A 20,503-nucleotide genomic window follows, 5' to 3' on the forward strand; every position below is an offset into this window, starting at 1 on the left:
GCAAGACACCGAACTTCAGCAGGAACGGAAGGACAATCCAATGCGGGAATCACTGACACCCGGCGTGTGGGGCGTCGTCGCCACGCCATTCCACGGCAGCACCCTCGATCTGGACACGGACAGCCTGGCCCGGCTGGTGGAGCACTATGAAACCATCGGCGCCACGGGCCTGACTGTCCTGGGTGTCTTCGGCGAAGCCGCTGCCCTGACCGCAGCGGAGCGCATCCTGGCGCTGGAAGTGGTGGTCGAAGAGACCCGTTTGCCGCTCGTGGTGGGTGTGACCTCGCTCTTCACGGGCACTGCCGTCGAAGAAATCCGTGCTGCCCAGGCCGTCGCGGGAGACCGGCTCGCAGCCGTCATGGTGCAGGCCAATTCGGCCCGGCCGGAGGTGGTCATCGCGCACCTGAACGCCATCCACCAATCCACCGGGGCCAAAGTTGTCCTGCAGGACTACCCCGTGGCCAGCGGTGTCAGCATCAGCACGGAAGACCTTATTTACGTGGTCCAGGCCTGCAAGTTCATCGTCGCGGTAAAAGCCGAGGCCCCACCCACCAGCGTGGCCATCGCCCAACTGGCGTCCGCCGTCGACGTCTCCGTATTCGGCGGGCTGGGCGGTCAAGGGCTGTTGGATGAGCTGGTGGCCGGCGCAGCCGGCGCCATGACCGGATTCTCCTACCCGGAAGCCCTCGTTGCCTGCGTCCGTGCCTGGCAGTCGGGCGGCTACGACGCCGCCCGGGACGCGCTGCTCCCCTACCTGCCGCTCATCAACTTCGAGCAGCAGGCCCGGATCGCCTTGGCGGTCCGGAAGGAGTGCTTCCGCGAGCGGGGCTTCATCAAGGACTCCGGTGTCCGGCCGCCCGCGGCTCCTTTCCCGGAGGTCCTCAGGAACGGAATGCTGACGCATCTGGCTGAAGCCGCCCAGGCATTGAATCTCTCGCTCACCCCCGCAGCCCACACAGCAGGAGGGATCTAATGGATCTCGGAATCAGCGGAAAGACCGCATTCGTCGCCGCCTCCACAGGAGGGCTGGGACTGGCCGTCGCGCGCGGCCTCGCCGCCGAGGGCGTCCGGGTGGCCATCACGGGCCGACGTGGCGAACTGGTCGAGAAAATCGCGGCGGAGCTGCAGGCAGACGGCCACAGCGCCGTGGCCGTCGAGGCGGACCTGAGCACCCTGGACGGGGTGACGGCCGCCGTCGAACGCGCCGTGGAGCTGCTCGGTCCCATCGACATCCTCGTCCTCAACGGCCCCGGCCCCAAGCCCGGCGCTGCCGCGAGCCTTGGCTCCGACGACATCGCTGCGGCCTTCGAGTTGCTGGTGAAACCGCACCACGCCCTTGTCTCTCACATCCTGCCGGGAATGCGGGAGCGGCGCTGGGGACGGATCCTGGCCATTGGATCCAGCGGAGTCGTGGCGCCCCTGCCCAACCTCGCCGTCTCCAACACGGGCCGCGCTGCCTTGGCGGGCTACCTCAAGACCCTTGCGGCGGAAGTGGCCCTCGACGCCGTCACGGTCAACATGCTCTTGCCTGGCCGCATAGCCACCGAGCGCGTCGCCGAACTGGACCGGGCGGCGGCCAAACGCCGCGGCACCACACCGGAGGAAATCCAGCTCGAATCGCGCAAGACCATCCCTGCCCGGCGTTACGGCGAACCGGAGGAGTTCGGCGCTGCCGGCGCCTTCCTCTGCAGTGCCCCGGCTTCCTACATCACGGGCGTCGCGCTTCGCTGCGACGGAGGCCTGATCCGCAGCCTCTAGGCCCGGTCACCTCCCGACCAGCAGCCGCCCATCCCAACCGCACAAGCCAAAGGATTACCATGACTTCCACCGCCACCGAATCTGCAACGTCCACCCACAGGGATGTTGCCGCAGCGCAGCATCTGATCAACGGCGAATGGACCGGAGAGCCCGACATCCGGCGAACCAACCCGGCCCGCCCGGACGAACTCGCTGCCCTCTCCCCGCGAGGCACCGCCGACGACGTCGACGCGGCGATCACAGCCGCTGCCGCCGCGCAACCGGCGTGGGCAGCCCTTCCCGCTCCCGCCCGTGGCGCCATCCTCATGACGGCCGGCAACCTGTTGGCAGAACGCCAAAGCGCGATCGCCGAGGACCTCGTCCGTGAGGAAGGCAAGACCCTCGCCGAAGCCAAGGGAGAGGTCAAGCGCGCCTCGGACGTGCTGCGCTTCTTCGGTTCCCTCGGCTGGGCCGCCACCGGCGAAGTACTTCCCAGCGGCCTCCCGGACACCACCATCACCACACGGCGCGAGCCGCTCGGCGTCGTTGGGCTGATCACGCCGTGGAACTTCCCCATCGCCATCCCGGCATGGAAGGCAGCCCCCGCACTCATCAGCGGCAACGCCGTGGTCATCAAGCCGGCCGAACTTACCCCCCTCTCGGCGACGCACCTCGCCCGCGCCCTCAAGGACGCCGGGCTTCCCGCCGGAGTCTTCAACGTGGTCCACGGCAAGGGCCGCGTGGTCGGAGACGCTTTGGCACGCGATCCCCGCATCGCCGGGTTGTCCTTCACCGGGTCCACCAAGGTGGGGCTTGGACTCCAGGAAATCCTGAATGGCCGCCGGGCCCGCGTCCAGCTTGAAATGGGCGGCAAGAACGGCGTGCTGGTGCTCGACGACGCCGATCCGCAAAAGGCCGCCGCGGTCGTCGCAGCCGGCGCGTTCGGACTCACGGGCCAGGCGTGCACGGCAACCTCCCGCGTCTACGTCACCCCGGGTGTCCGCGACGCGTTCCTCGATGCCCTTGTTGCCGAGGCCGCCAACTACACCGCCGGTGACGGGCTCGACGGCGCCAAAATGGGCGCAGTGGTGAGCAGCCAGCAGTTCGAGCAGGACCAGGCCGCGGTCCGCACCGCCGTCGAACGCGGCGCCACCCTCCTCCACGGAGAGTACGACGGCGACCCTTCCGGCGCGCTGCTCTTCCCGGCCGCTGTCCTCACCGATATTCCGTTTGACGACGCCGCTGTGACGGAGGAAATCTTCGGTCCGGTCGTCGCAGTCCTGGAGGTCCCGGACTACGAGGCCGGGCTGGCCGCGATCAACGACTCGCGCTACGGACTCACTGCAGGCATCTGCACCGATTCCCTGGCCCTGTCCACGGACTTCGCCGCGCGGGCGCAGGCCGGCGTGATCAAGGTCAACCGGCCCACGGCCGGCCTGGACCTGAATGTCCCGTTCGGTGGCGTGAAGGACTCCTCCACCAACACCTTCCGCGAGCAGGGCAAGTCCGCACTGGACTTCTTCACGTGGGGCAAGACCGTTTACACCGGTGTATAGCGCGTCATGACTTACGTGATCGCGCAGCCATGCGTCGACGTCAAGGACAAAGCCTGCATCGACGAATGCCCCGTGGACTGCATCTACGAAGGCGAACGCTCGCTCTACATCCACCCGTCCGAATGCGTGGACTGCGGCGCCTGCGATCCGGTCTGCCCGGTCGAGGCGATCTACTATTCGGACGACGTTCCGGATGAGTGGGCGGACTATGTCCGGGCCAACGTCGAGTTCTTCGAGGAACTCGGATCCCCGCAAGGAGCATCGGCGCTGGGAAACCTGGGCCGGGACCACCCTGTGGTTTCAGCGGCGCACGTCCCGGGGTGATCCTAAGCAGCCAGCCTGGCCTGGATCGCTTGTCGAAGCGATTCCAGGCTGGGCAGGCCCGAGAGGCCCCCGGCTGTGCGGTAGACCCGACACGTCATGGCTGGTTCCGCGGTGGACGGGAAGAGATCCTTCCCGTCCACCAGGAACGTGGGGGATCCGTGGAATCCGGAGGCTTCGGCCTCTTCGTCGCTCACGATCTCCCGCGCAGCAATCAGGACCGGGTCCTGTCCTTCCAATTCCACGGCCCTGGAGAACAGTTCCCGGGCGGCCGAGCCGTGCGGACAGCCCTGGATGGTGAGCAATTCGAAATCCATGGCCCCATTATCCGGCGCCGTGAAGTCAACCTCACAGCAGGTCGGCGTGGTGCTCTGCGACGACGTTCGGGTGGGCCCGAAGCCTGTACCGGAGAGCGTTGTCACCGTAGGTTTCCAGAATCGGACTGTTCGTCGGGTCAACCGACAAGCCACGTGCTTTTGCCTGGAACTCCGGGCTCACGGCAAGCTGCGGCATGGTCGCGTCAAGTGCAGGGTTGTAGAAGAAGGGAAGGGAAATCCGGTCCGTGCCGCGGAGCGGTGAAATGACGCGGTGCAGGGTCGCTTTGAGGTAGCCGTTGGTGGCCAGTTCGAGCATTTCGCCGATATTGACAACGAAGGTCCCGGGCACTTGGGGCGCGTCGATCCACTTCCCTTGGTACTCGACCTGGAGACCGCCTTTCCCTGGCTCAACCAGGAGGAGCGTGAGTACTCCCCCGTCGCGGTGCGACCCCACGCCCTGTTTGGGTTCCGGGTTCGATTCCCCCGGATAACGCACAATTTTGAGGACCGGGAAAGCCCGTGCGGCGAATGCCGCATCAAAGGTGTCCTCAGGTGCCCCGAGGGAAACTGCCAAGGCCCGCAGCAACGCCAGCGAGATGGTGCTCAGCCGTTCCGTCCACTCCGAGACAATCTCCCGCATTTCCGGCAACGCATCCGGCCACAGGTTCGGCCCCTCCAGGCGCCAATATTCGGCGACACCCGGGCCCGGTTCAACAGCATCCCGTTCGACGCCGATGTCGATCTGCTCGCGCCAGTCGATTCCGCCGTCGGTGAGCTCGCCGCCAACGCGGGTGTAGCCGCGGAACTGGGGGCTGTGCACATTCTCGATGGCGAGCTTTTCCTCTTCCGGGAGCTCGAAAAAGCGGCGCGACACATCGAGAATGGCGTCGGTCAACTCCTGCGGAATACCGTGGCCCGCCAAATAGAGGAAGCCAACTTCGTGCATCGCCTCACGCAGTTCGTCACGGAACCGGCTTGCCTCCTCCGGTCCTGCAGTCAGTCGGGAGAAATCGATCACGGGCAATGTATCGAGTGTCAATGCACTTCGTCCTTTTCATTGAGCGTCGCAAGTGTCCGCATTGTCCCGTCGCTTCAACGCGGCTGTTTCGGACGCCACACACCGAAACGGTTGCCGTGCGGGTCCAGCAGGTGCGCGAACTCGATGGCGCCGTTGTCAACGAACGGGATAGCTACGCTTGCACCGAGAGACTCGGCCTTGGCGATCGCGGCTTTAACGTCGTCGACCTGGACGTAGAAGATCGCCCACGACGTCGCCTCGAGCGAGGAGGTGTCCCACAGCCCGCCCTTGTCGCCATTCACCATCTGGTAGCTGGCAGGCGAGGACTCACCGAAAGTCCAGTCGAAAAGCGAACCGTAGAAGGCCCGCGAGCCCTCGGGATCGGGGGAACCGACTTCGAAGTAGTTCACCATGTCGACCAAAACTGTTCCTTTCCACTGCCCCCGCTGATAACCGAAGGCCGCCCGCGAGACCTGGGGGCGGCCTTTTCGAATAGCTAGGGCATAACCTTGTAGAGATCGACGACGGTCTCTTCCGGGGGTGATTCGAATCCGCCCTCGATGCCTGCCTGCATGCGGGGCATGAGAATGCCGTCGCGGAACTTCTCCCAACTTTCTTTCGACTCGTGGACGGCCATGATCGTCCAACCGCCGGCCGACGGGCCTGCGGCGTGGAAAGTCTGGCCCTCGGGCAAGAGCCCTTCTCCTGGGTGAACGGCGGCTATTGACGCCTCATATTGGTCCTTCGTGCCTCCCGGGAAGAAGTGCACGACTCCATACAGCTCCATATCTGCTCCCTGCTGGTGTTGACGGGTGTGGACATGCCAAGCAATAGACCCCGCAGCCCGGGATGTCAATGAGTTTTCAGGTGCGGGATCCGCCTCCGGGATTCAGGTCCAGAATTCGTCTGCCTTGGCTGTGTCCTCGAAGAACTCCCGGCCCTCTACAACCTTTCCGTCGCGGAGAACGAAGGAGATGGCCGTTGCAATGTCCAGGGTCTTTCCGTCGCTTTCGGCGTGGCTTTGCTGGAGCCCGATGGTGTGGTTTTCTCCGCCGACGATGTCCTGGACCGTCGCTTGGAACGTACCTTGGGAACGCGCTCCCAACTCGCCGAAATACGCCAGGATCGCGTCGCGTCCTTGCTTCGTCCCGGACAGCACGCCGCTTCCTGCTACGTGCCAGACTGCGTCTTCCGCGAACAACTCGCTGAGTGTCGCCAGATCACCTGCGTTAAACGCCTCGTATCCCCGCCGGACCAATTCAGCGTTTTCTGTAGCTCCCATGTTCGGATACCTCTCCGTCATCCTTGTCGGTCAATGGGACGGCTTAAGGCTATTCCTGGGCAGGGTGCCTGTCGATGGGAAGCCGTGAGTTCGCGGACCGCTCCAAGGGGCCCTGTCGGCAATGGCGTGGCAAGCTGGACCACAAAGCGCGGCATCGATTAGGCCTGCATGTAGTCACGAGACCCTTGAGACACATCGGGGCCGGTGGGACGATGAAGCCGTGAATCCCTTCCTCGAATTTGTCAGCCACTTCTGGTGGCTGGTCTTCCCCCTGAGCGGATTGGCCGGCGGTTGGGCGCGGTCGTGGTCCAGGGCCAGCGAAAGGCGGCACCGCCGTCGGGTGGAGCTCTATCAGCTCAAGAACCGCGCGGCAGAAGCGGAGCACGCCAGCCAGGCCGAGGTGGTGCGGCTGCAAGAGGCACACGACGCACTGAACCGGCGGTGGCTTGACTACGAACTTGACGTCGGCAAAATCATAGACTTTCCGGTCATGTCGGATGTCCGCGAGCCGCTCACCGTGGCGTTTCTTCGGGCCAAACGGGAGGCTGACGGCCTGCGCCCGGCAACGCCGGAAGAAATCACGACGGCGGCCCGGCTGGCCGAATATCGAACGGCCGTCCGCAGCTACGAACTGGCATTCGATGTGGCGGAGCGGGAAGCCAAACGCATCAAGGACAGCAATTTCACTGAGCCCGAGCGCCAGCGGCTGGCGACCGCCAGGAAGCTGCTCAGGATCGCTTCGGACAGTGCAGCGACGCCGGCAGAGCGCCAGACAGCCTACAAGCGCGCCCGGCGCGAACTGGATGGCCTGATTGTCCTGCCCGAAGCGACCATCGCAGCGTTGGAGGAGAAGATCGCCGGGATGCTCGACGCACCCAAGGCTCCCGACTTCCACCAAAGCTGACACGCGCAATCGTCCCGAGGGGGCTACCCACGGGACGTTGCTTGGCGTAGCTTTCTTTTCATCCCGGCACTTCTGTCTTGACCCGCAGCCGGTACCTACCAGGAGGTCATCATGGACAACCTATTCGGACGCGGCGGTCGCGGCGGACTCGGTGGACTCGACGTCCCGGAGCCGCTCCGACGCTTCCTTCAAGGCGAATCCGACTCGTCGCTCCGCATCGAGCAATACCAAGAGGGGGACACGCTCGTCGTCAGGGTGGATCTGCCGGGAGTCGACCCCGAGAGCGACGTCGACATCAGCGTTGCCGACGACACCCTGCATATCCAGGCGCGACGCGAAGAGGATGCCGAACACGTGGACAAGAAGGGTTACCGTACCGAAGTCCGCTACGGCGAACGGTCCCGCAGCATCCCGCTGCCCCGCGGCGTGAGCCAGGACGGCATCATCGCAACGTACGAGGATGGCGTCCTCGAAGTACGCATCCAACTCCCCGAACAGTCAGAGCCGCAGACCACGAAAGTCCGCGTTGTCCGTAAGGGTGGCCGCGAAGCCAACCCGCCTTCGGAGCCGACGGGTTACTAGCCGGGGGCGCAAGCCTAAGGACCGTCGTCCGGCCCGTTTGGTCGGCGTACTTTCTGGAGCCGCGGGGCCGGCTCCTTGCCCTGCGGAACAGTCGCCTCCACGGGCGTGGGGGGCATTGCAAGGACGGCGACGACGGTCAGTGCGGCGCTGACAAGCACGGCGAGAAAAACCGCTGCAGACGCGAACACAATCGCCTGCGAACTCTTTCCGCCATCCGGGCGGTCGGCGTAGATTGCGTTGGCGACCGCCCCGAAAACTGCCACACCAAGCGAACTGCCGATGGACCGCGCGAAGAGGTTCGTGCCCGTCACCACACCGCGCTCGTGCCATTCGACACTGGACTGCGCTGCGATCAGGCTCGGGGTTGCAAGGAGGCCGAGGCCGAGCCCCGCCACAAAGCAGCTGCCCGCAACGAAGACGAGGTTCGGTGTGTAGGCGGTGATCGCGAGGGCCGCCGAACCGATGACGGTGACCGAGATCCCGATCAACGATGTGGTCCTGAAGCCGATCCGCAGGTAGAAGCGGCCCGACTGCGAGGCGCTGATCGGCCAACCGATTGTCAGGGCTGCCAAGGAGAGGCCCGCCGTGATGGGCGAGACTGAAAGCGCGCCCTGAAGGAACGTGGGAACGTACGACGTGAGGCCAAGCACGACCGCTCCGGCACCGAAGGAAATCAGTGCGGTCGTGGCGAGGAGGCGCCTCGAAACGACCCACGGCGGCAGGACGGGTTCAGCTGCTCGTCGCTCCACCAGGATGAACGCAACAAGCAAGACGGCACCAAGGGCGAACACTGCGATGCTGATTGGAGAGTCCCAGGCCCAGGCCTGGCCACCTTCGAGGGCCCCGAGGATGGTCAAGGTCAAGGTGAACGTGAGAAGGGCGGCTCCAAGATAGTCGACGCGGTGCTTTACCCGTTCGATGTTCTCGTGGAATCTTTGGACCAACATCCAGGCAGCCACGAGGCACAGCGGAATGTTGACCAGGAAGATCCCGCGCCACGCTCCAAGCGAAGAGAACACCCCGCCCAGGGTTGGGCCGACCACCGACGAGGTTGCCCACACGCTGGCGAGGTAGCCTTGCACCTTCGCGCGCTCGGCCAGGGTGTAGATATCGCCGGCGATGGTAATGGCCACAGGCAGGACGGCGCCGGCACCCAGGCCCTGCACCACGCGGAAGGCGATGAGCGCGGGCATGCTCCACGCAAGCCCGCAAAGGATGGATCCAAGCAGGAAGAGTCCGATGCCAGTGAGAATGATTGGCTTCCGGCCCGCCATGTCGGAGAGTTTCGCGTAGACCGGGACCGAGACGGCCTGTGCGAGCAGGTACGCGGAGAAGAGCCACGGGAACGAGGCGAACCCGCCGATTTCATGAACGATCGAAGGCACAGCGGTCGCCACGATGGTTGCATCGATCGCGACAAGGCCGCTCGAGAGCATCAGGGCTATGAGTATCGGGCCCCGTGTGGAACGGAAGCCTACGCCGTCGCTTTGAGTTGCCATGTCTGGGCCCGTCTTTCCCCTATGCCGCGGCGTATCCTCATCACGTTTCCGGCACCGACCTCGGCCGGCATACTTCTCTGCACCCACCATTTATCCCTGCACCCATTCAGTTAGGCGCCATCCATGGACATGAATGTCAGGGACCACTGGCCGAAGTGATCGACCCGGTCATTCGTCGCCGTCGTCATCCGCTGGCGCCGGTGGATTTGCTGCCTCACGCAGCGGTCCCACTGCCCCGTCCGTGCCGTAGTCCCCTTCGGCGTACTGTCCGATTTCCGACTCGGCTGTTCGCCCCGGAACGGCTCCCGCGTTGCCGAGGTCGGCTTCTGCGTAGCGCCCGGATTCCTTGGCCTTCTTACCCAACGGTTCGGGCAAGCCGCCTTGACTACCTGCTGATCCGTAGTCGCCTTCGCTGTATTGGCCTTCTTCGTCTTCGGAGTGCCGCCCGGGCTCCATTCCCGTCTTGCCGTAGTCGCCCTCGACGTACCGGCCCCGAAGTTCCGGTTCCTCGGGAGCTTCGGCTTTGTCGTCTTCAGTGGGTTCTTCGACGCCGCTGCTATCAGTCATGATCTTGCCTTTCGCGCAACGTACCTCGCGTCTCTTCGGCGCCCCTTCAGTTTATCGAGGGGCTTTGCGGGGCAACAGGGCGATGGCCATAGGGACTCTGATCTACCAGGCCCGGCTCGTAGCTTTCAAGCTGGACGCTGGCCCTCACGAGTGCCCGGAGTCCGGACAGGCCTCCCGTAACCACTCCGGCCGCCCGGGCCTGGACCAGGACGTTTCCGAGCGCCGTGGCTTCCACGGGACCGGCCACAACCGTCTTGCCGGTGGCATCAGCGGTGAGTTGGCACAGGAGCCTGTTCTGCGATCCGCCGCCCACGATGTGGACCACCGACGTCTGCTTGCCGGAGAGTTCTTCGGCACGCGCCAGGGTCCTCGCGTAAGCGGCCGCGAGGCTGTCCAGGATGCAGCGCACGACGACGGCCGGACGGTCCGGGAGGACGGCGCCGCCGGCGCGCACGGCAGCGCGGATCCGGTCAGGCATATTGTCCGGGGCGATGAACGCCGGATCGTCGGCATTGATTTGCGGGCCTCCCGTGGGCAGTGCCGCCGCGGACTCGAGGAGCGCGGCCAGATCCTGCCGGTGACCCTCGGCGGCCCAGGTGCGTTGGCATTCGCTGAGCAACCACAGGCCGCCGACGTTGCGCAGGTACCGGATGGTGCCGTCGACGCCCCGCTCGTTGGTGAAGTTGGCCAAGCGGCTTGTTTCCTCCAGGACGGGGTTGTCCAATTCCACGCCCACGAGGGACCAGGTGCCGGAGGAAATGTAGGCGAAGTCTTCCTGCTGCGCGGGTACGGCGGCCACTGCCGAGGCGGTATCGTGCGATCCCACGGCAACCACGGTAGTCTCCTGCGGCAACCCCGTCCGGGTTGCCACTTCCGGTAGCAGCGTGCCTATCGTCTCGCCTGGCTGGATGACGGCCGGGAACAGGTTCTTGTGCAGGCCCAGTGCCTTGAAGAATTCTGTGGCCCACTCCCCCGCGACGGCGTCAAAAAGCCCTGTGGTGGAAGCATTCGTGGCCTCTGTACGGCGTTGCCCCGTGAGCCTGAACGCGATCAAGTCCGGAACGAGCAACGCCTGGACGCCGAGCAGTTCAGGTTCGGTGGCGAGCTGGTAGAGCGTATTGAACTGCAGGAACTGCAGTCCGGTGGTCGCATAGAGCCGTGCCGGGTCCAGCACCTTGTGGACGTCCGCGACGGCGGTGCGCCCGCGCTCGTCGCGGTAGCTGAACGGCTGGGCCCGGAGGGCACCGGCGGGATCCACGAGTCCGTAGTCGACGGCCCACGTATCGATGCCGATACTGGCGATCCGCTCCCCGCTTGCGGCGGCCGTTTCCGCGGCCGCCGCAAGTCCCGTGAGCACCTCCTCGAACAGGGCGTCGAAATCCCAGTGGAGTCCGCCGTCGAGCTCTACGACGCCGTTGGGGAAACGGTGCACTGTTTCGAGGGAGACGCGCCCGCCGGTGACCCGGCCGAGCATGACACGCCCGGACGAAGCACCGATATCGACGGCGGCGAAAACGCCGCCCGCACTGGACTGTCCCCTCATCGCAGGAAAGCGGCCGCGACGCCCGCGTCCACGGGAATGTGCAGGCCCGTGGTGTGCGAGAGCTCGTTGCTGGTGAGCACGGCGGCCGCGTTGGCCACATGCTCGGGCAGGACTTCGCGCTTGAGCAGGGTGCGCTGGGCGTAGTACTTGCCCAGTTCCTGCTCCTCGACTCCGTAGACGGCGGCGCGCTTGGCGCCCCAGCCGCCGGCGAAGATCCCGGAGCCGCGGACCACTCCGTCGGGGTTGATGCCGTTGACTCGGATGCCGTACTCCCCCAGCTCAGCGGCCAGCAGACGGACCTGGTGGGCCTGGTCTGCCTTGGTGGCCGAGTAGGCGATGTTGTTCGGCCCGGCGAAGACCGAGTTCTTCGAGGAAATGTAGACGATGTCCCCGCCCATGCCCTGATCGATCATGACCTTCGCGGCGGCCTTCGAGACCAGGAACGAGCCCTTGGCCATGACGTTGTGCTGCAGGTCCCAGTCCTTCTCCGTGGTTTCCAGGAGCGGCTTGGAGATCGACAGGCCCGCGTTGTTCACCACCAGGTCCAGTCCGCCGAAAGCGAGGACGGCTTCCTTGATGGCGGCGGCCACCTGGGCTTCGTCGGTGACGTCGGCCTGCACGCCGATGGCGACGTCCGCGCCGCCAAGCCCGGCCGCGACTGCCCGCGCGTTGTCCAGGTTGAGGTCGGCGATGACCACGCAGGCACCCTCCGCGGCGAGGCGGGTGGCGATCGCCTTGCCGATGCCCGACGCCGCGCCGGTCACCAAAGCGATGCGCGTGGCGTGCGATTTGGGCTTGGGCATCCGGGCGAGCTTGGCTTCTTCGAGGGCCCAGTATTCGATCCGGAACTTCTCGGATTCCTCGATCGGGGCGTAGGAGGAGATGGCCTCGGCGCCGCGCATGACGTTGATGGCGTTGAGGTAGAACTCGCCCGCCACGCGGGCGGTCTGCTTGTCCTTGCCGTAGGAGAACATTCCGACGCCGGGGACCAGGACGATGGCCGGGTCCGCGCCGCGCAAGGCCGGGGACTCGGCGTCGGCATGGCGGTCATAGTAGGCCTGATAGTCCTCGCGGTACGCGGCATGCAGTTCCTTGAGGCGTGCGATGCTTTCCTCGATGCCGGCGTCGGCGGGCAGGTCCAGGACGAGGGGCTTGACCTTGGTGCGCAGGAAGTGGTCCGGGCAGGAGGTGCCCAGCGCTCCAAGGCGGGGATGCCCGGCGCCTTCGAGGAATTCCAGGACACGCGGATCGTCGCTGAAATGACCCACCTGCGGCTTGTCGGCCGAGGCGAGGCCGCGGATGGCGGGAGCCAACGCGGCCGCTTTGGCGCGGCGCTCGGCTTCCGGGAGCGCGGCGTAGCCGGGGAGTTTGGCGCCGAAAGGCTCGGCTTTGCCGTTCCGGGCAATGTAGCCTTCGGCCTGCTCGATGATCCAGAGGGAGTTGGCCTCGGCTTCCCCGCTCGTTTCGCCCCACGCGGTGATGCCGTGTCCGCCCAGGATGGTGCCGATGGCTTGCGGGTTGGCTTCCTTGATCGCCGCGATGTCCAGTCCCAGCTGGAATCCGGGCCGGCGCCAGGGAACCCACACGACCTTGTTACCGAAGATCTTGGACGTCAGCGCTTCGCCGTCCACCGCCGTCGCGATCGCGATGCCCGAGTCCGGGTGCAGGTGGTCCACGTGCGCGGCGTCGACGAGTCCGTGCATGGCGGTATCGATCGACGGCGCAGCGCCACCCTTGCCGAACAGGCAGTAATCGAAGGCGGCCACCATTTCGTCTTCGCGCTCGACGTCGGGGTAAACGGACTTGAGTGCCTGCAGCCGGTCCAGGCGCAGCACAGCCAGGTTTTCGGCCTTCAGCGTGCCCAGATCGCCGCCGGAACCCTTGACCCACAACAGCTCGACGTCCTCCCCGGTGACCGGGTCCTTGTCCGTTCCCTTCGCGGAGGTGTTCCCGCCAGCGAAATTCGTGTTCCGCTTGTCCGCACCGAGGCGGTTGGAACGGGTGATCAGTTCTTCAACGGTCTTGCTGTTGCTCATGCTCTATGCGCCCCATCCGGCTTGCTGGCCGCCCACGCGGTCCTCGTTGATCTTCTTCTGGTAGCCGCTTGCCTTGAACGCCGTCATCGGGTCGGCGGGCAGGCCACGCGATTCACGCCATTGCGCCAGCATCGGCCGGACGTCCGTGTAGAAGGCATCGTTGAAAATGCCGTTTGCAGCCAACACATCCCCTTCACGCTGGGCTTCGGCCAGTGCATCGGTGTCGATGAGCAGTGCGCGGGCCGTCATCTCCTGGACGTTGAGCACGGACCGGATCTGGCCGGGGATCTTCTCCTCCAGGTTGTGGCACTGGTCAAGCATCAGGGCAACCCCTGACTCTTTCCCGAAGCCGCCGCCGCGGATGACCTCGTGCATGATGCGGAACAGCTGGAAGGGATCCGCGGCACCGACGATCAGGTCGTCGTCGGCGTAGAAGCGCGAATTGAAGTCAAAGGAACCGAGCTTCCCTAGGCGCAGGAGCTGCATGACGATGAACTCGATATTGGTTCCCGGGGCATGGTGGCCGGTGTCCAGGCAGACGAAGGCCTTCTCCCCCAGTGCCAGGGTCTGGGCGTAAGAGGTACCCCAGTCCGGAACATCGGTGTGGTAGAAAGCCGGCTCGAAGAACTTGTACTCCAGGACCAGGCGCTGGGTTTCGGCGAGCCCGGCGTAGATTTCCTGCAGGGATTCCGCGAGGCGGTCCTGGCGGCCGCGCATGTCGTCCTGGCCGGGATAGTTGGTGCCGTCGGCCAGCCAGACCTTCAGGTCCCGGGAGCCGGTGGCGTGCATGATGTCGATGCACTCCAGATGGTGGTCGACCGCCCGGCGCCGCACAGCCGCGTCCGAGGACGTCAGGGAGCCGTACTTGTACTCATCGTCCTGGAACGTGTTCGAGTTGATCGTCCCCAGCCCCACGCCAAGGCTCTCTGCAAACTCGCGCAGGGCGGAGTAATCATCCACCTTGTCCCACGGGATGTGCAGTGCCACCGTGGGCGCAAGGCCCGTCAGTTCGTGGACTTTCGCGGCGTCGGCCAGCTTCTCCTGGATAGTCCGCGGGGTGCCGGACGTACCGAACACCTTGAATCGCGTTCCCGAGTTGCCATAGGCCCACGAGGGAACTTCGACGGCCAGTTCCCCGAGGCGGCCCAGGGCCGTTTCAGTGGTGTTCATGATTGTTCCTTCTGTTGCCTGTGCGTCGTCTTTGAATGGGAGGCCCAAGTCTTGTTTTGAATCGATTCATTCAAGAACCTACTCACACGGTAGGGCCTGCTTCCATGGCGTGTCAACAGTCAATCCAGGAGATCGCCGGTTGAGCCACGTAACATTGACGAAACGGATTGATTCGATTCATCAATTGGGAGGTTCAGCGTGCCAACCGGACCGGGTGCGAAGCTGGCGGACGTCGCCGCTCTTGCGGGAGTTTCGGTCGGCACTGTTTCGAATGTCCTCAACCGGCCGGACCAAGTGTCGTTCGACAAGAGAAGCCGGGTCCTGGCCGCGATCGACCAGTTGGGATTCGTGCGAAACGAATCAGCCCGCTCGCTACGGTCCGGATCCACGCGGAGCCTGGGCATGCTGGTGCTGGACGTCCGCAACCCCTTCTTCACCGATGTGGCCCTGGGGGCTGAAAACGTCGCCGAGGACCACAAGCACTCCCTGATCCTGGCCAACAGCGCCGAAAACGCCGGGCGTGAGCAGGCCTATCTGGACCTGTTCGAGCAGCAGCGTGTCCAAGGCGTCCTGATCACTCCGTTCGGGAACGTCCTTGAACGGCTTGAGAAAATGCGCACCCGGGGCATCCCCTCCGTACTCGTGGACAGGCTCGCAAGCACAGATCAGTTCTGCTCGGTTTCGGTGGACGACGTCGCCGGCGGGGCGACCGCCCTGGACCATCTTGTCAGCATCGGCGCAGTCCGCCCTGCTTTCGTGGGAGGCCCCTTCACGCTGCAGCAGGTTGAGGACCGCTACCGGGGTGCAGCCGACGCGGCGCAACGGGCGGGCCTCCCCCTTCAATTATTCGAAACGCCCGATCTGAAATTTGAACGCGGGCGCCAAATTGGCGATCTCATGTGGAATCTCCAGCCCGCCAAGCGGCCGGACGCCGTGTTTGCGGCGAACGACCAATTGGCGCTCGGGCTCTTGCAGTCCTTCGCGGCCAACGGGCTCCGCGTGCCCGAGGACATCGCGATCGTGGGCTTCGACGACATCGATTTCGCTTCGCAGTCGAGCATCCCGCTCAGCTCCATCAGTCAGCCAAGACAGCTGATCGGCGAGCGCGCCGCCCAGCTGCTCTTCGACGAAATCGACGACGAGCCCGGCCACGTGCACAGCCAAGTGGTGTTCACGCCGGAACTCGTGGCGAGGCAGAGCACCCTGCGCCGCTAAGCGGATCTTTTGGGGCCGGTCGTCGGCACAAGATCGCCCTTCCCGGATGAAATGAGCGATATATAGGTCTCCAGTTGGGACCGCAGCTGATCCGCTGAGTGGTGTTCCGGCGTCAGAGTGGCCGTGATCTGGGCACCGAGCGCGAACGTCATGATCCCGCCGACCACGTCGTCGTCGTTCAGTCCTTCCTTCAGTTCGCCAAGCTCCCTGGCTTCACGGAGCTTGTCGAACAGGGCTTCACGCCACTGCTCCATTGAGGAATCGTGCAAAGCGGCCTTCGCCGGGTCCGTCAGGGCGCGTTGCCAGAAGGCAATCGCGATGCGCGCCTCGTTGAGCCTCTCGGCGTCGAGCGGCAAAATTTCATGGCAATAGCTGCGCAATGCAGACAGGCCCCGCTGGCCGGCAGTGGAATCGCTCATGCGGGTATTCGTCTGGTTGAAGACGTGGCCGAAGGCAAACGTCAAGAGATCGTCCTTTGTGGGGAAATACGGCTTGAGCGCGCCGTTGGCAAAGCCTGCTTCCGTTGCTATCTCGCGCATGGTGGCTCCTTCGATCCCCCTGCTGGCGATGATCCGCCACGTGGCTTCGACGAGCTCCACCCTGCGCTTGTCGTGGTCTACGATCTTCGGCACGCTTTCCCCAAATCTTTTTTTCTACAACCGTTGTGACTCAGATTACACGATGCTATTCTCTACACACATAGAAAATAAATCGCCACTCACAAAGGCCTTCCATGAGCACAACTTCTTCTCCAGAAATCGCCGAAATGGCTGCGTTTGCCGGACCGTCTCCGTTTGCCTTGACGAGTGCCGAAGACATCACGGCCGTCAGGGGCGTCTTGGCCGACGCCGGACTCTTCGACGGCTCCATCCGGATCGCCTACCTTGGCCTCCTTGAGCCACCGCGGAATGCGGAGGCTGTGGACCGCAGGTTCAGGGCGTTCCTGCACAATGTTTCAACCGGTGCGGCACAGGACGTCGTGGTTTCCGTGACGCATCAGGAAGTGGTCTCGAAAGTGGAACTCGACACCTCGGTGACGGGCGAGCTTCCGGTGATCGAAGAGGAATTCGAGGTGGTTGAAGAGATCCTCGCCCAGGACGAACGATGGCTCAAGGCCTTGGCTGACCGGAACCTCGATGTCAGCAAAGTCAGGGTCGCTCCCCTGTCGGCCGGAGTCTTCGAGTACCCGGAAGAGAAGGGCCGCCGGATTCTGCGGGGTTTGGCTTTCGTCCAGGAGTTCCCCGGGGACAGTGCCTGGGCCCACCCCGTGGACGGGCTGGTTGCCTACGTCGACGTCGTCAGCAAAACGGTGGACCAGGTCCTGGATTTCGGGCCGGTCCCGGTGCCGGAAGAACACGGCAACTTTACGGACCCTGAATTGACCGGGCCGATGCGAACCACCCAGAAGCCGATCCACATCACCCAGCCGGAAGGCCCGAGCTTCACGGTCCACGATGGAAACCACGTCGAGTGGGAGAAATGGAGCCTGGACATCGGCTTCGATGTCCGGGAAGGCGTCGTTCTCCACAATGTGGCGTTCGACGACGGCGATCGCCGTCGCAGCATCCTCAAGCGGGCTTCCATCGCCGAAATGGTGGTGCCTTACGGGGACCCCTCCCCCGTGCGCTCCTGGCAGAACTACTTCGATACCGGCGAATACCTGGTGGGCCAGTACGCCAACTCGCTCGAGCTCGGCTGCGATTGCCTCGGCGACATCACCTACCTCAGCCCGGTCGTCAGCGACGCGTTCGGCCGCCCACGGGAAATCCGCAACGGAATCTGCATGCACGAAGAGGATTGGAGCATCCTCGCCAAGCACAGCGACCTCTGGAGCGGCGTGAACTACACTCGCCGGAACCGCAGGCTCGTCATCAGTTTCTTCACGACCATCGGCAACTACGACTACGGCTTCTACTGGTACCTCTACCTCGACGGAACCATCGAGTTCGAAGCCAAGGCCACCGGCGTCGTCTTCACCAGCGCCCACCCCGGAAAGGGCTACCCGTACGCCTCGGAGCTCGCCCCCGGCCTTGGGGCTCCCTTCCACCAGCATCTTTTCAGCGCGCGACTGGATTTCGCCATCGACGGCCTGAGCAACCGGGTCGAAGAAGAGGACGCCGTCCGTGTGCCCATGGGAGAAGGCAACGAGCGCGGCAACGCCTTCGCCCGCCGTCGGACGGTGCTCAAGAGCGAATCTGAGGCCGTCCGCGAGTCCGACATGGCGGCCGGACGGGCATGGATCATCTCCAACCCCGAATCACTCAACCGCCTGGGCGACCCCGTCGGCTACAAACTCCACGGACAGGGGCATCCCATGCTCCTGGCCGACCCCGAATCGTCCATCGCCCGGCGTGCAGCATTCGCAACGAAGGATCTGTGGGTGACCCGCTACGACGAGAACGAGCGCTACCCGAGCGGCGACTTCGTCAACCAGCACTCCGGAGGGGCCGGACTGCCGTCCTACATTGCCGGCGACAGGGACATCGACGGACAGGACATCGTCGTCTGGCATACCTTCGGACTGACTCACTTCCCCCGCCCCGAGGACTGGCCCATCATGCCCGTGGACACCGTGGGCTTCAAACTGCGCCCCGAAGGCTTCTTCGATCGGAGCCCCGTCCTCGATGTCCCCGCCTCAAAGCCCGCCGGAGGCGGCCACTGCCACATGGAGGTCCAGAAATGAGCTTGACAACCGGGAAAGAGACCACTGAGGTGGATCACCCGCATCACCATCGACGCCGTCTCGGCGTCCCGGCAGTGACCTTCATGATCATTGCCGCCTCGGCTCCGCTCACGGTCCTCGCCGGCGGGGTGACGACGACGTTTGGCGTCACCGGAGTCACCGGAGTACCGCTGTCCTTCCTGCTGCTCGGCGGAACCCTCGCTGTGTTCGCGGTCGGCTACGCGGCAATGAGCCGTTACGTCGTCAACGCCGGTGCCTTCTATTCCTACGTTGCCCAGGGCATCTCGCGACCGATCGGCGTTGGTGTTTCCATGGTGGCGCTGATGGCCTACAACCTGATGCAAGTCGGCATCTACGGGCTCTTCGGCTTCACTGTCTCAAGCTTGATCAACGAACGATTCGGCGCCACTGTCCCGTGGTGGATTCCGGTGCTCGTCTGCATCGCCGTCGTCGCATTCCTCGGCGTGAACCGGGTGGACCTGTCAGCGAAGGTCCTCGGAGTGCTCGTCGGACTGGAGTTCCTCGTGGTGATCGTCTACGACGTCGCCTCCTTCATCGTGGCACCCGAGGGAGTCAGCGGCGCGCCGCTGAGCCCGCAGAGCCTCTTTGTCCCGGGCGTCGGGGCCGTCCTCTCCTTCGGCATCGCGGCGTTCATGGGATTCGAATCGGCCGCGATCTATGGCGAGGAAAGCAAGGACCCCAAGCACACCGTCGCCCGGGCCACGTATACGGCAGTGGCCATCATTGCCCTGTTCTACGCGGTGTCCTCCTGGGCCATGGCGGTCGGAACCGGTCCGTCGGCTGTGGTCGACGCCTCCGCGAAACAAGGACCGGACCTGATGTTCGGTTTCCTGAGTGACCACGCAGGTGTCCTCCTCGCCGACCTGGCCCGCTTGCTCTTCGTCACCAGCCTGTTCGCAGCCTTGGTCAGCTTCCACAACGCCGCCGCGCGCTACTTCTTCTCCCTTGGCCGGGAACAAGTCCTTCCCCGGAAGCTGGGTGCAGTACGGCGGCACAGCGGCGCCCCCTACGCCGGCTCAATCGCCCAGACGGTGATCGCCGTCGTCGTCACGGTGGCGTTCGCCATCGCCGGGACCGGATCCTCGCTCGGTGATCTCTACCCTGTCCTCACCATGTTCACGTGGCTGACCAACGACGGCGCGATGGGACTTGTCCTCTTGATGACCGTTGTCTCCCTGGCGGTCATTGGATTCTTCCGCAAGAACAGGCATGACGCCGGTTTGTGGACCCGCGTGGTCGCCCCTGCACTGGGATTCGTGCTCCTGGCGGCGATCTTCGTTCTGATTGTGGTCAACTTCAACGTACTGCTGGGCCAAAGCGAGACCAATGCGCTGACGTTCATCCTGCCGGCCACGATCATCGTGCCCGGGCTGGTGGGGATCGCCTGGGCGTTCCGCATCCGCCGGAACAACCCCGGCGTATATCGGCGGATCGGGCACGGCGAAGAGGGGCCGGCGGCTGTCCACCTCGGCGACGAAGAAGACGTGTAGCGCCGGGACCGATGACCTGTGAACACCATGCACACGATCCTTTCGATAGTCATGCTGGCCTGCTGCGCCCTCGGAATCTGGAGCCCCCTGCGCGAAGGCGTGGTCAGGAACCTCAGCCAGTGGGGACCGATGGCACTCATGCTCGTGGCGATGGCGGACACGAGTGTCGGGCCCGGCATCCTTCCGGGCGTCGTGTGGGGCCTCCTGCTGCTTCTCACTTCACCGTTACCGCTGATGCTCCTGCCCAAGGATCGCCGCGGCGGCATGGAAATACACCGTTCCTTGTCCATAGTGGCGATGTTCGCCGTTTTTGTCACAACCCTTCCCACAGCCCCATCCGGTTCTGTTCACCAAACCCATGCGCACGCGGGACTTGGTGGAGCGAACCCGGCCCTGGCAGTTGTCCTCGCGGCAGCGGTCATCGCCTACTCGATCGTCCTGGCGGTCCAATCGCTTTGCCGGAAAGGGCGCGGACACCGTCGTCACGCGTCCGCCCCGCTTGAGGCCATCTCTTCGGCTGGGGCCTTGGGCGCCATGATCCTGATGGCCGTCTGACCGCAGT

Annotated in this window: 21 protein-coding genes; 10 read left to right on the forward strand and 11 right to left on the reverse strand. The window is 64.6% G+C overall.

Going from position 1 to position 20,503, the window contains the following annotated elements:
• Positions 1–40 precede the first annotated feature (40 nt).
• From KNN17_RS09630 to fdxA, 4 genes are read left to right on the forward strand one after another with little or no spacing between them, the layout of a single operon-like run.
• A complete protein-coding gene (locus tag KNN17_RS09630; protein WP_241708537.1) occupies positions 41–973 on the forward strand; it encodes a dihydrodipicolinate synthase family protein in 933 nt (310 codons plus the stop codon).
• A complete protein-coding gene (locus tag KNN17_RS09635) occupies positions 973–1,758 on the forward strand; it encodes an SDR family oxidoreductase (RefSeq protein WP_241708539.1) in 786 nt (261 codons plus the stop codon). The genes KNN17_RS09630 and KNN17_RS09635 overlap by 1 nt, the downstream gene beginning before the upstream one ends.
• Before the next feature lie 59 nt (positions 1,759–1,817).
• A complete protein-coding gene (locus KNN17_RS09640; protein ID WP_241708542.1) occupies positions 1,818–3,293 on the forward strand; it encodes an aldehyde dehydrogenase family protein in 1,476 nt (491 codons plus the stop codon).
• A 6-nt stretch (positions 3,294–3,299) separates the two neighbouring features.
• A complete protein-coding gene (fdxA, locus tag KNN17_RS09645) occupies positions 3,300–3,617 on the forward strand; it encodes a ferredoxin (RefSeq protein WP_059389976.1) in 318 nt (105 codons plus the stop codon).
• 2 nt (positions 3,618–3,619) lie between these two features.
• On the opposite strand, the gene KNN17_RS09650 is transcribed toward fdxA, so the two are convergent.
• From KNN17_RS09650 to KNN17_RS09670, 5 genes are all read right to left on the reverse strand, one after another.
• Positions 3,620–3,931: a hypothetical protein gene (locus KNN17_RS09650; RefSeq protein WP_241708544.1), complete on the reverse strand. Its 312-nt coding sequence runs from the start codon at positions 3,929–3,931 to the stop codon at positions 3,620–3,622.
• Positions 3,932–3,962: 31 nt separating this feature from the next.
• Positions 3,963–4,970, reverse strand: a complete 1,008-nt coding sequence (locus tag KNN17_RS09655; protein WP_241708546.1) for an isopenicillin N synthase family dioxygenase — start codon at positions 4,968–4,970, stop codon at positions 3,963–3,965.
• 53 nt (positions 4,971–5,023) lie between these two features.
• Positions 5,024–5,362 (reverse strand): VOC family protein, encoded by a 339-nt coding sequence (locus tag KNN17_RS09660; protein WP_241708547.1) that lies wholly within the window; start codon positions 5,360–5,362, stop codon positions 5,024–5,026.
• 83 nt (positions 5,363–5,445) lie between these two features.
• Complete coding sequence (locus KNN17_RS09665; protein ID WP_236810610.1) at positions 5,446–5,736, reverse strand: hypothetical protein; 291 nt, start codon at positions 5,734–5,736, stop codon at positions 5,446–5,448.
• A 102-nt stretch (positions 5,737–5,838) separates the two neighbouring features.
• Complete coding sequence (locus KNN17_RS09670; protein ID WP_236810609.1) at positions 5,839–6,231, reverse strand: nuclear transport factor 2 family protein; 393 nt, start codon at positions 6,229–6,231, stop codon at positions 5,839–5,841.
• Between the two features lie 220 nt (positions 6,232–6,451).
• Here KNN17_RS09670 and KNN17_RS09675 point away from each other — a divergent pair, with 220 nt between their 5' ends.
• Together KNN17_RS09675 and KNN17_RS09680 are read left to right on the forward strand one after the other, a co-directional pair.
• Complete coding sequence (locus tag KNN17_RS09675; protein ID WP_241708548.1) at positions 6,452–7,135, forward strand: hypothetical protein; 684 nt, start codon at positions 6,452–6,454, stop codon at positions 7,133–7,135.
• 111 nt (positions 7,136–7,246) lie between these two features.
• Positions 7,247–7,717 carry an Hsp20/alpha crystallin family protein gene (locus KNN17_RS09680; protein WP_241708550.1) on the forward strand — a complete coding sequence of 157 codons (471 nt, stop codon included), beginning with the start codon at positions 7,247–7,249 and terminating at the stop codon, positions 7,715–7,717.
• A 14-nt stretch (positions 7,718–7,731) separates the two neighbouring features.
• Here the strand turns inward: KNN17_RS09680 and KNN17_RS09685 are convergent, their stop codons facing one another.
• The 5 genes from KNN17_RS09685 to rhaI all read right to left on the reverse strand — a co-directional run bounded on the left by KNN17_RS09685 (position 7,732) and on the right by rhaI (position 14,532).
• Positions 7,732–9,216, reverse strand: coding sequence for an MFS transporter (locus KNN17_RS09685; protein WP_241708552.1), 1,485 nt, complete (start codon positions 9,214–9,216; stop codon positions 7,732–7,734).
• Between the two features lie 168 nt (positions 9,217–9,384).
• Positions 9,385–9,783 (reverse strand): hypothetical protein, encoded by a 399-nt coding sequence (locus KNN17_RS09690; RefSeq protein ID WP_241708554.1) that lies wholly within the window; start codon positions 9,781–9,783, stop codon positions 9,385–9,387.
• Between the two features lie 46 nt (positions 9,784–9,829).
• Entirely contained in the window at positions 9,830–11,326 is a 1,497-nt protein-coding gene (locus KNN17_RS09695; protein WP_241708558.1) for a rhamnulokinase, read from the reverse strand.
• Complete coding sequence (locus tag KNN17_RS09700) at positions 11,323–13,362, reverse strand: bifunctional aldolase/short-chain dehydrogenase (protein WP_241708560.1); 2,040 nt, start codon at positions 13,360–13,362, stop codon at positions 11,323–11,325. Before KNN17_RS09700 ends, KNN17_RS09695 begins: the two co-directional genes overlap by 4 nt.
• 3 nt (positions 13,363–13,365) lie before the next feature.
• The gene (rhaI, locus tag KNN17_RS09705; RefSeq protein ID WP_241708563.1) at positions 13,366–14,532 is read right to left on the reverse strand and encodes an L-rhamnose isomerase; all 1,167 of its coding nucleotides are present in this window, start codon (positions 14,530–14,532) and stop codon (positions 13,366–13,368) included.
• Between the two features lie 198 nt (positions 14,533–14,730).
• Between rhaI and KNN17_RS09710 the strand changes: the two genes are divergently transcribed.
• Positions 14,731–15,747 carry a LacI family DNA-binding transcriptional regulator gene (locus tag KNN17_RS09710; RefSeq protein WP_241708570.1) on the forward strand — a complete coding sequence of 339 codons (1,017 nt, stop codon included), beginning with the start codon at positions 14,731–14,733 and terminating at the stop codon, positions 15,745–15,747.
• Here KNN17_RS09710 and KNN17_RS09715 read toward each other — a convergent pair.
• Positions 15,744–16,379 carry a TetR/AcrR family transcriptional regulator gene (locus KNN17_RS09715; RefSeq protein WP_241708572.1) on the reverse strand — a complete coding sequence of 212 codons (636 nt, stop codon included), beginning with the start codon at positions 16,377–16,379 and terminating at the stop codon, positions 15,744–15,746. The two genes, KNN17_RS09710 and KNN17_RS09715, sit on opposite strands and share 4 nt — an antisense overlap.
• 134 nt (positions 16,380–16,513) lie before the next feature.
• On the opposite strand from KNN17_RS09715, the gene KNN17_RS09720 reads away from it, so the two are divergent.
• The 3 genes from KNN17_RS09720 to KNN17_RS09730 are packed head-to-tail and all read left to right on the forward strand — an operon-like array spanning position 16,514 to position 20,496.
• Positions 16,514–18,430: a primary-amine oxidase gene (locus KNN17_RS09720; protein ID WP_241708705.1), complete on the forward strand. Its 1,917-nt coding sequence runs from the start codon at positions 16,514–16,516 to the stop codon at positions 18,428–18,430.
• Positions 18,427–19,941 carry an APC family permease gene (locus KNN17_RS09725; protein WP_241708573.1) on the forward strand — a complete coding sequence of 505 codons (1,515 nt, stop codon included), beginning with the start codon at positions 18,427–18,429 and terminating at the stop codon, positions 19,939–19,941. Before KNN17_RS09720 ends, KNN17_RS09725 begins: the two co-directional genes overlap by 4 nt.
• Before the next feature lie 18 nt (positions 19,942–19,959).
• Positions 19,960–20,496, forward strand: coding sequence for a hypothetical protein (locus tag KNN17_RS09730; RefSeq protein WP_241708574.1), 537 nt, complete (start codon positions 19,960–19,962; stop codon positions 20,494–20,496).
• Positions 20,497–20,503 lie beyond the last annotated feature (7 nt).

Origin of the sequence: Arthrobacter bambusae, assembly GCF_022606295.1 — a bacterium.
GTDB classification, from domain to species: Bacteria; Actinomycetota; Actinomycetes; order Actinomycetales; family Micrococcaceae; genus Arthrobacter; species Arthrobacter bambusae_A.

Excerpts from the sequence above, each read along its gene's own strand:
- KNN17_RS09630 (WP_241708537.1), top strand. The coding sequence starts at position 41 with ATGCGGGAATCACTGACACCCGGCGTGTGGGGCGTCGTCGCCACGCCA.
- KNN17_RS09635 (WP_241708539.1), top strand. The coding sequence starts at position 973 with ATGGATCTCGGAATCAGCGGAAAGACCGCATTCGTCGCCGCCTCCACA.
- KNN17_RS09640 (WP_241708542.1), top strand. The coding sequence starts at position 1,818 with ATGACTTCCACCGCCACCGAATCTGCAACGTCCACCCACAGGGATGTT.
- fdxA (WP_059389976.1), top strand. The coding sequence starts at position 3,300 with ATGACTTACGTGATCGCGCAGCCATGCGTCGACGTCAAGGACAAAGCC.
- KNN17_RS09650 (WP_241708544.1), bottom strand. The coding sequence starts at position 3,931 with ATGGATTTCGAATTGCTCACCATCCAGGGCTGTCCGCACGGCTCGGCC.
- KNN17_RS09660 (WP_241708547.1), bottom strand. The coding sequence starts at position 5,362 with ATGGTGAACTACTTCGAAGTCGGTTCCCCCGATCCCGAGGGCTCGCGG.
- KNN17_RS09665 (WP_236810610.1), bottom strand. The coding sequence starts at position 5,736 with ATGGAGCTGTATGGAGTCGTGCACTTCTTCCCGGGAGGCACGAAGGAC.
- KNN17_RS09670 (WP_236810609.1), bottom strand. The coding sequence starts at position 6,231 with ATGGGAGCTACAGAAAACGCTGAATTGGTCCGGCGGGGATACGAGGCG.
- KNN17_RS09680 (WP_241708550.1), top strand. The coding sequence starts at position 7,247 with ATGGACAACCTATTCGGACGCGGCGGTCGCGGCGGACTCGGTGGACTC.
- KNN17_RS09685 (WP_241708552.1), bottom strand. The coding sequence starts at position 9,216 with ATGGCAACTCAAAGCGACGGCGTAGGCTTCCGTTCCACACGGGGCCCG.
- KNN17_RS09690 (WP_241708554.1), bottom strand. The coding sequence starts at position 9,783 with ATGACTGATAGCAGCGGCGTCGAAGAACCCACTGAAGACGACAAAGCC.
- KNN17_RS09695 (WP_241708558.1), bottom strand. The coding sequence starts at position 11,326 with ATGAGGGGACAGTCCAGTGCGGGCGGCGTTTTCGCCGCCGTCGATATC.
- KNN17_RS09700 (WP_241708560.1), bottom strand. The coding sequence starts at position 13,362 with ATGAGCAACAGCAAGACCGTTGAAGAACTGATCACCCGTTCCAACCGC.
- rhaI (WP_241708563.1), bottom strand. The coding sequence starts at position 14,532 with ATGAACACCACTGAAACGGCCCTGGGCCGCCTCGGGGAACTGGCCGTC.
- KNN17_RS09720 (WP_241708705.1), top strand. The coding sequence starts at position 16,514 with ATGGCTGCGTTTGCCGGACCGTCTCCGTTTGCCTTGACGAGTGCCGAA.
- KNN17_RS09725 (WP_241708573.1), top strand. The coding sequence starts at position 18,427 with ATGAGCTTGACAACCGGGAAAGAGACCACTGAGGTGGATCACCCGCAT.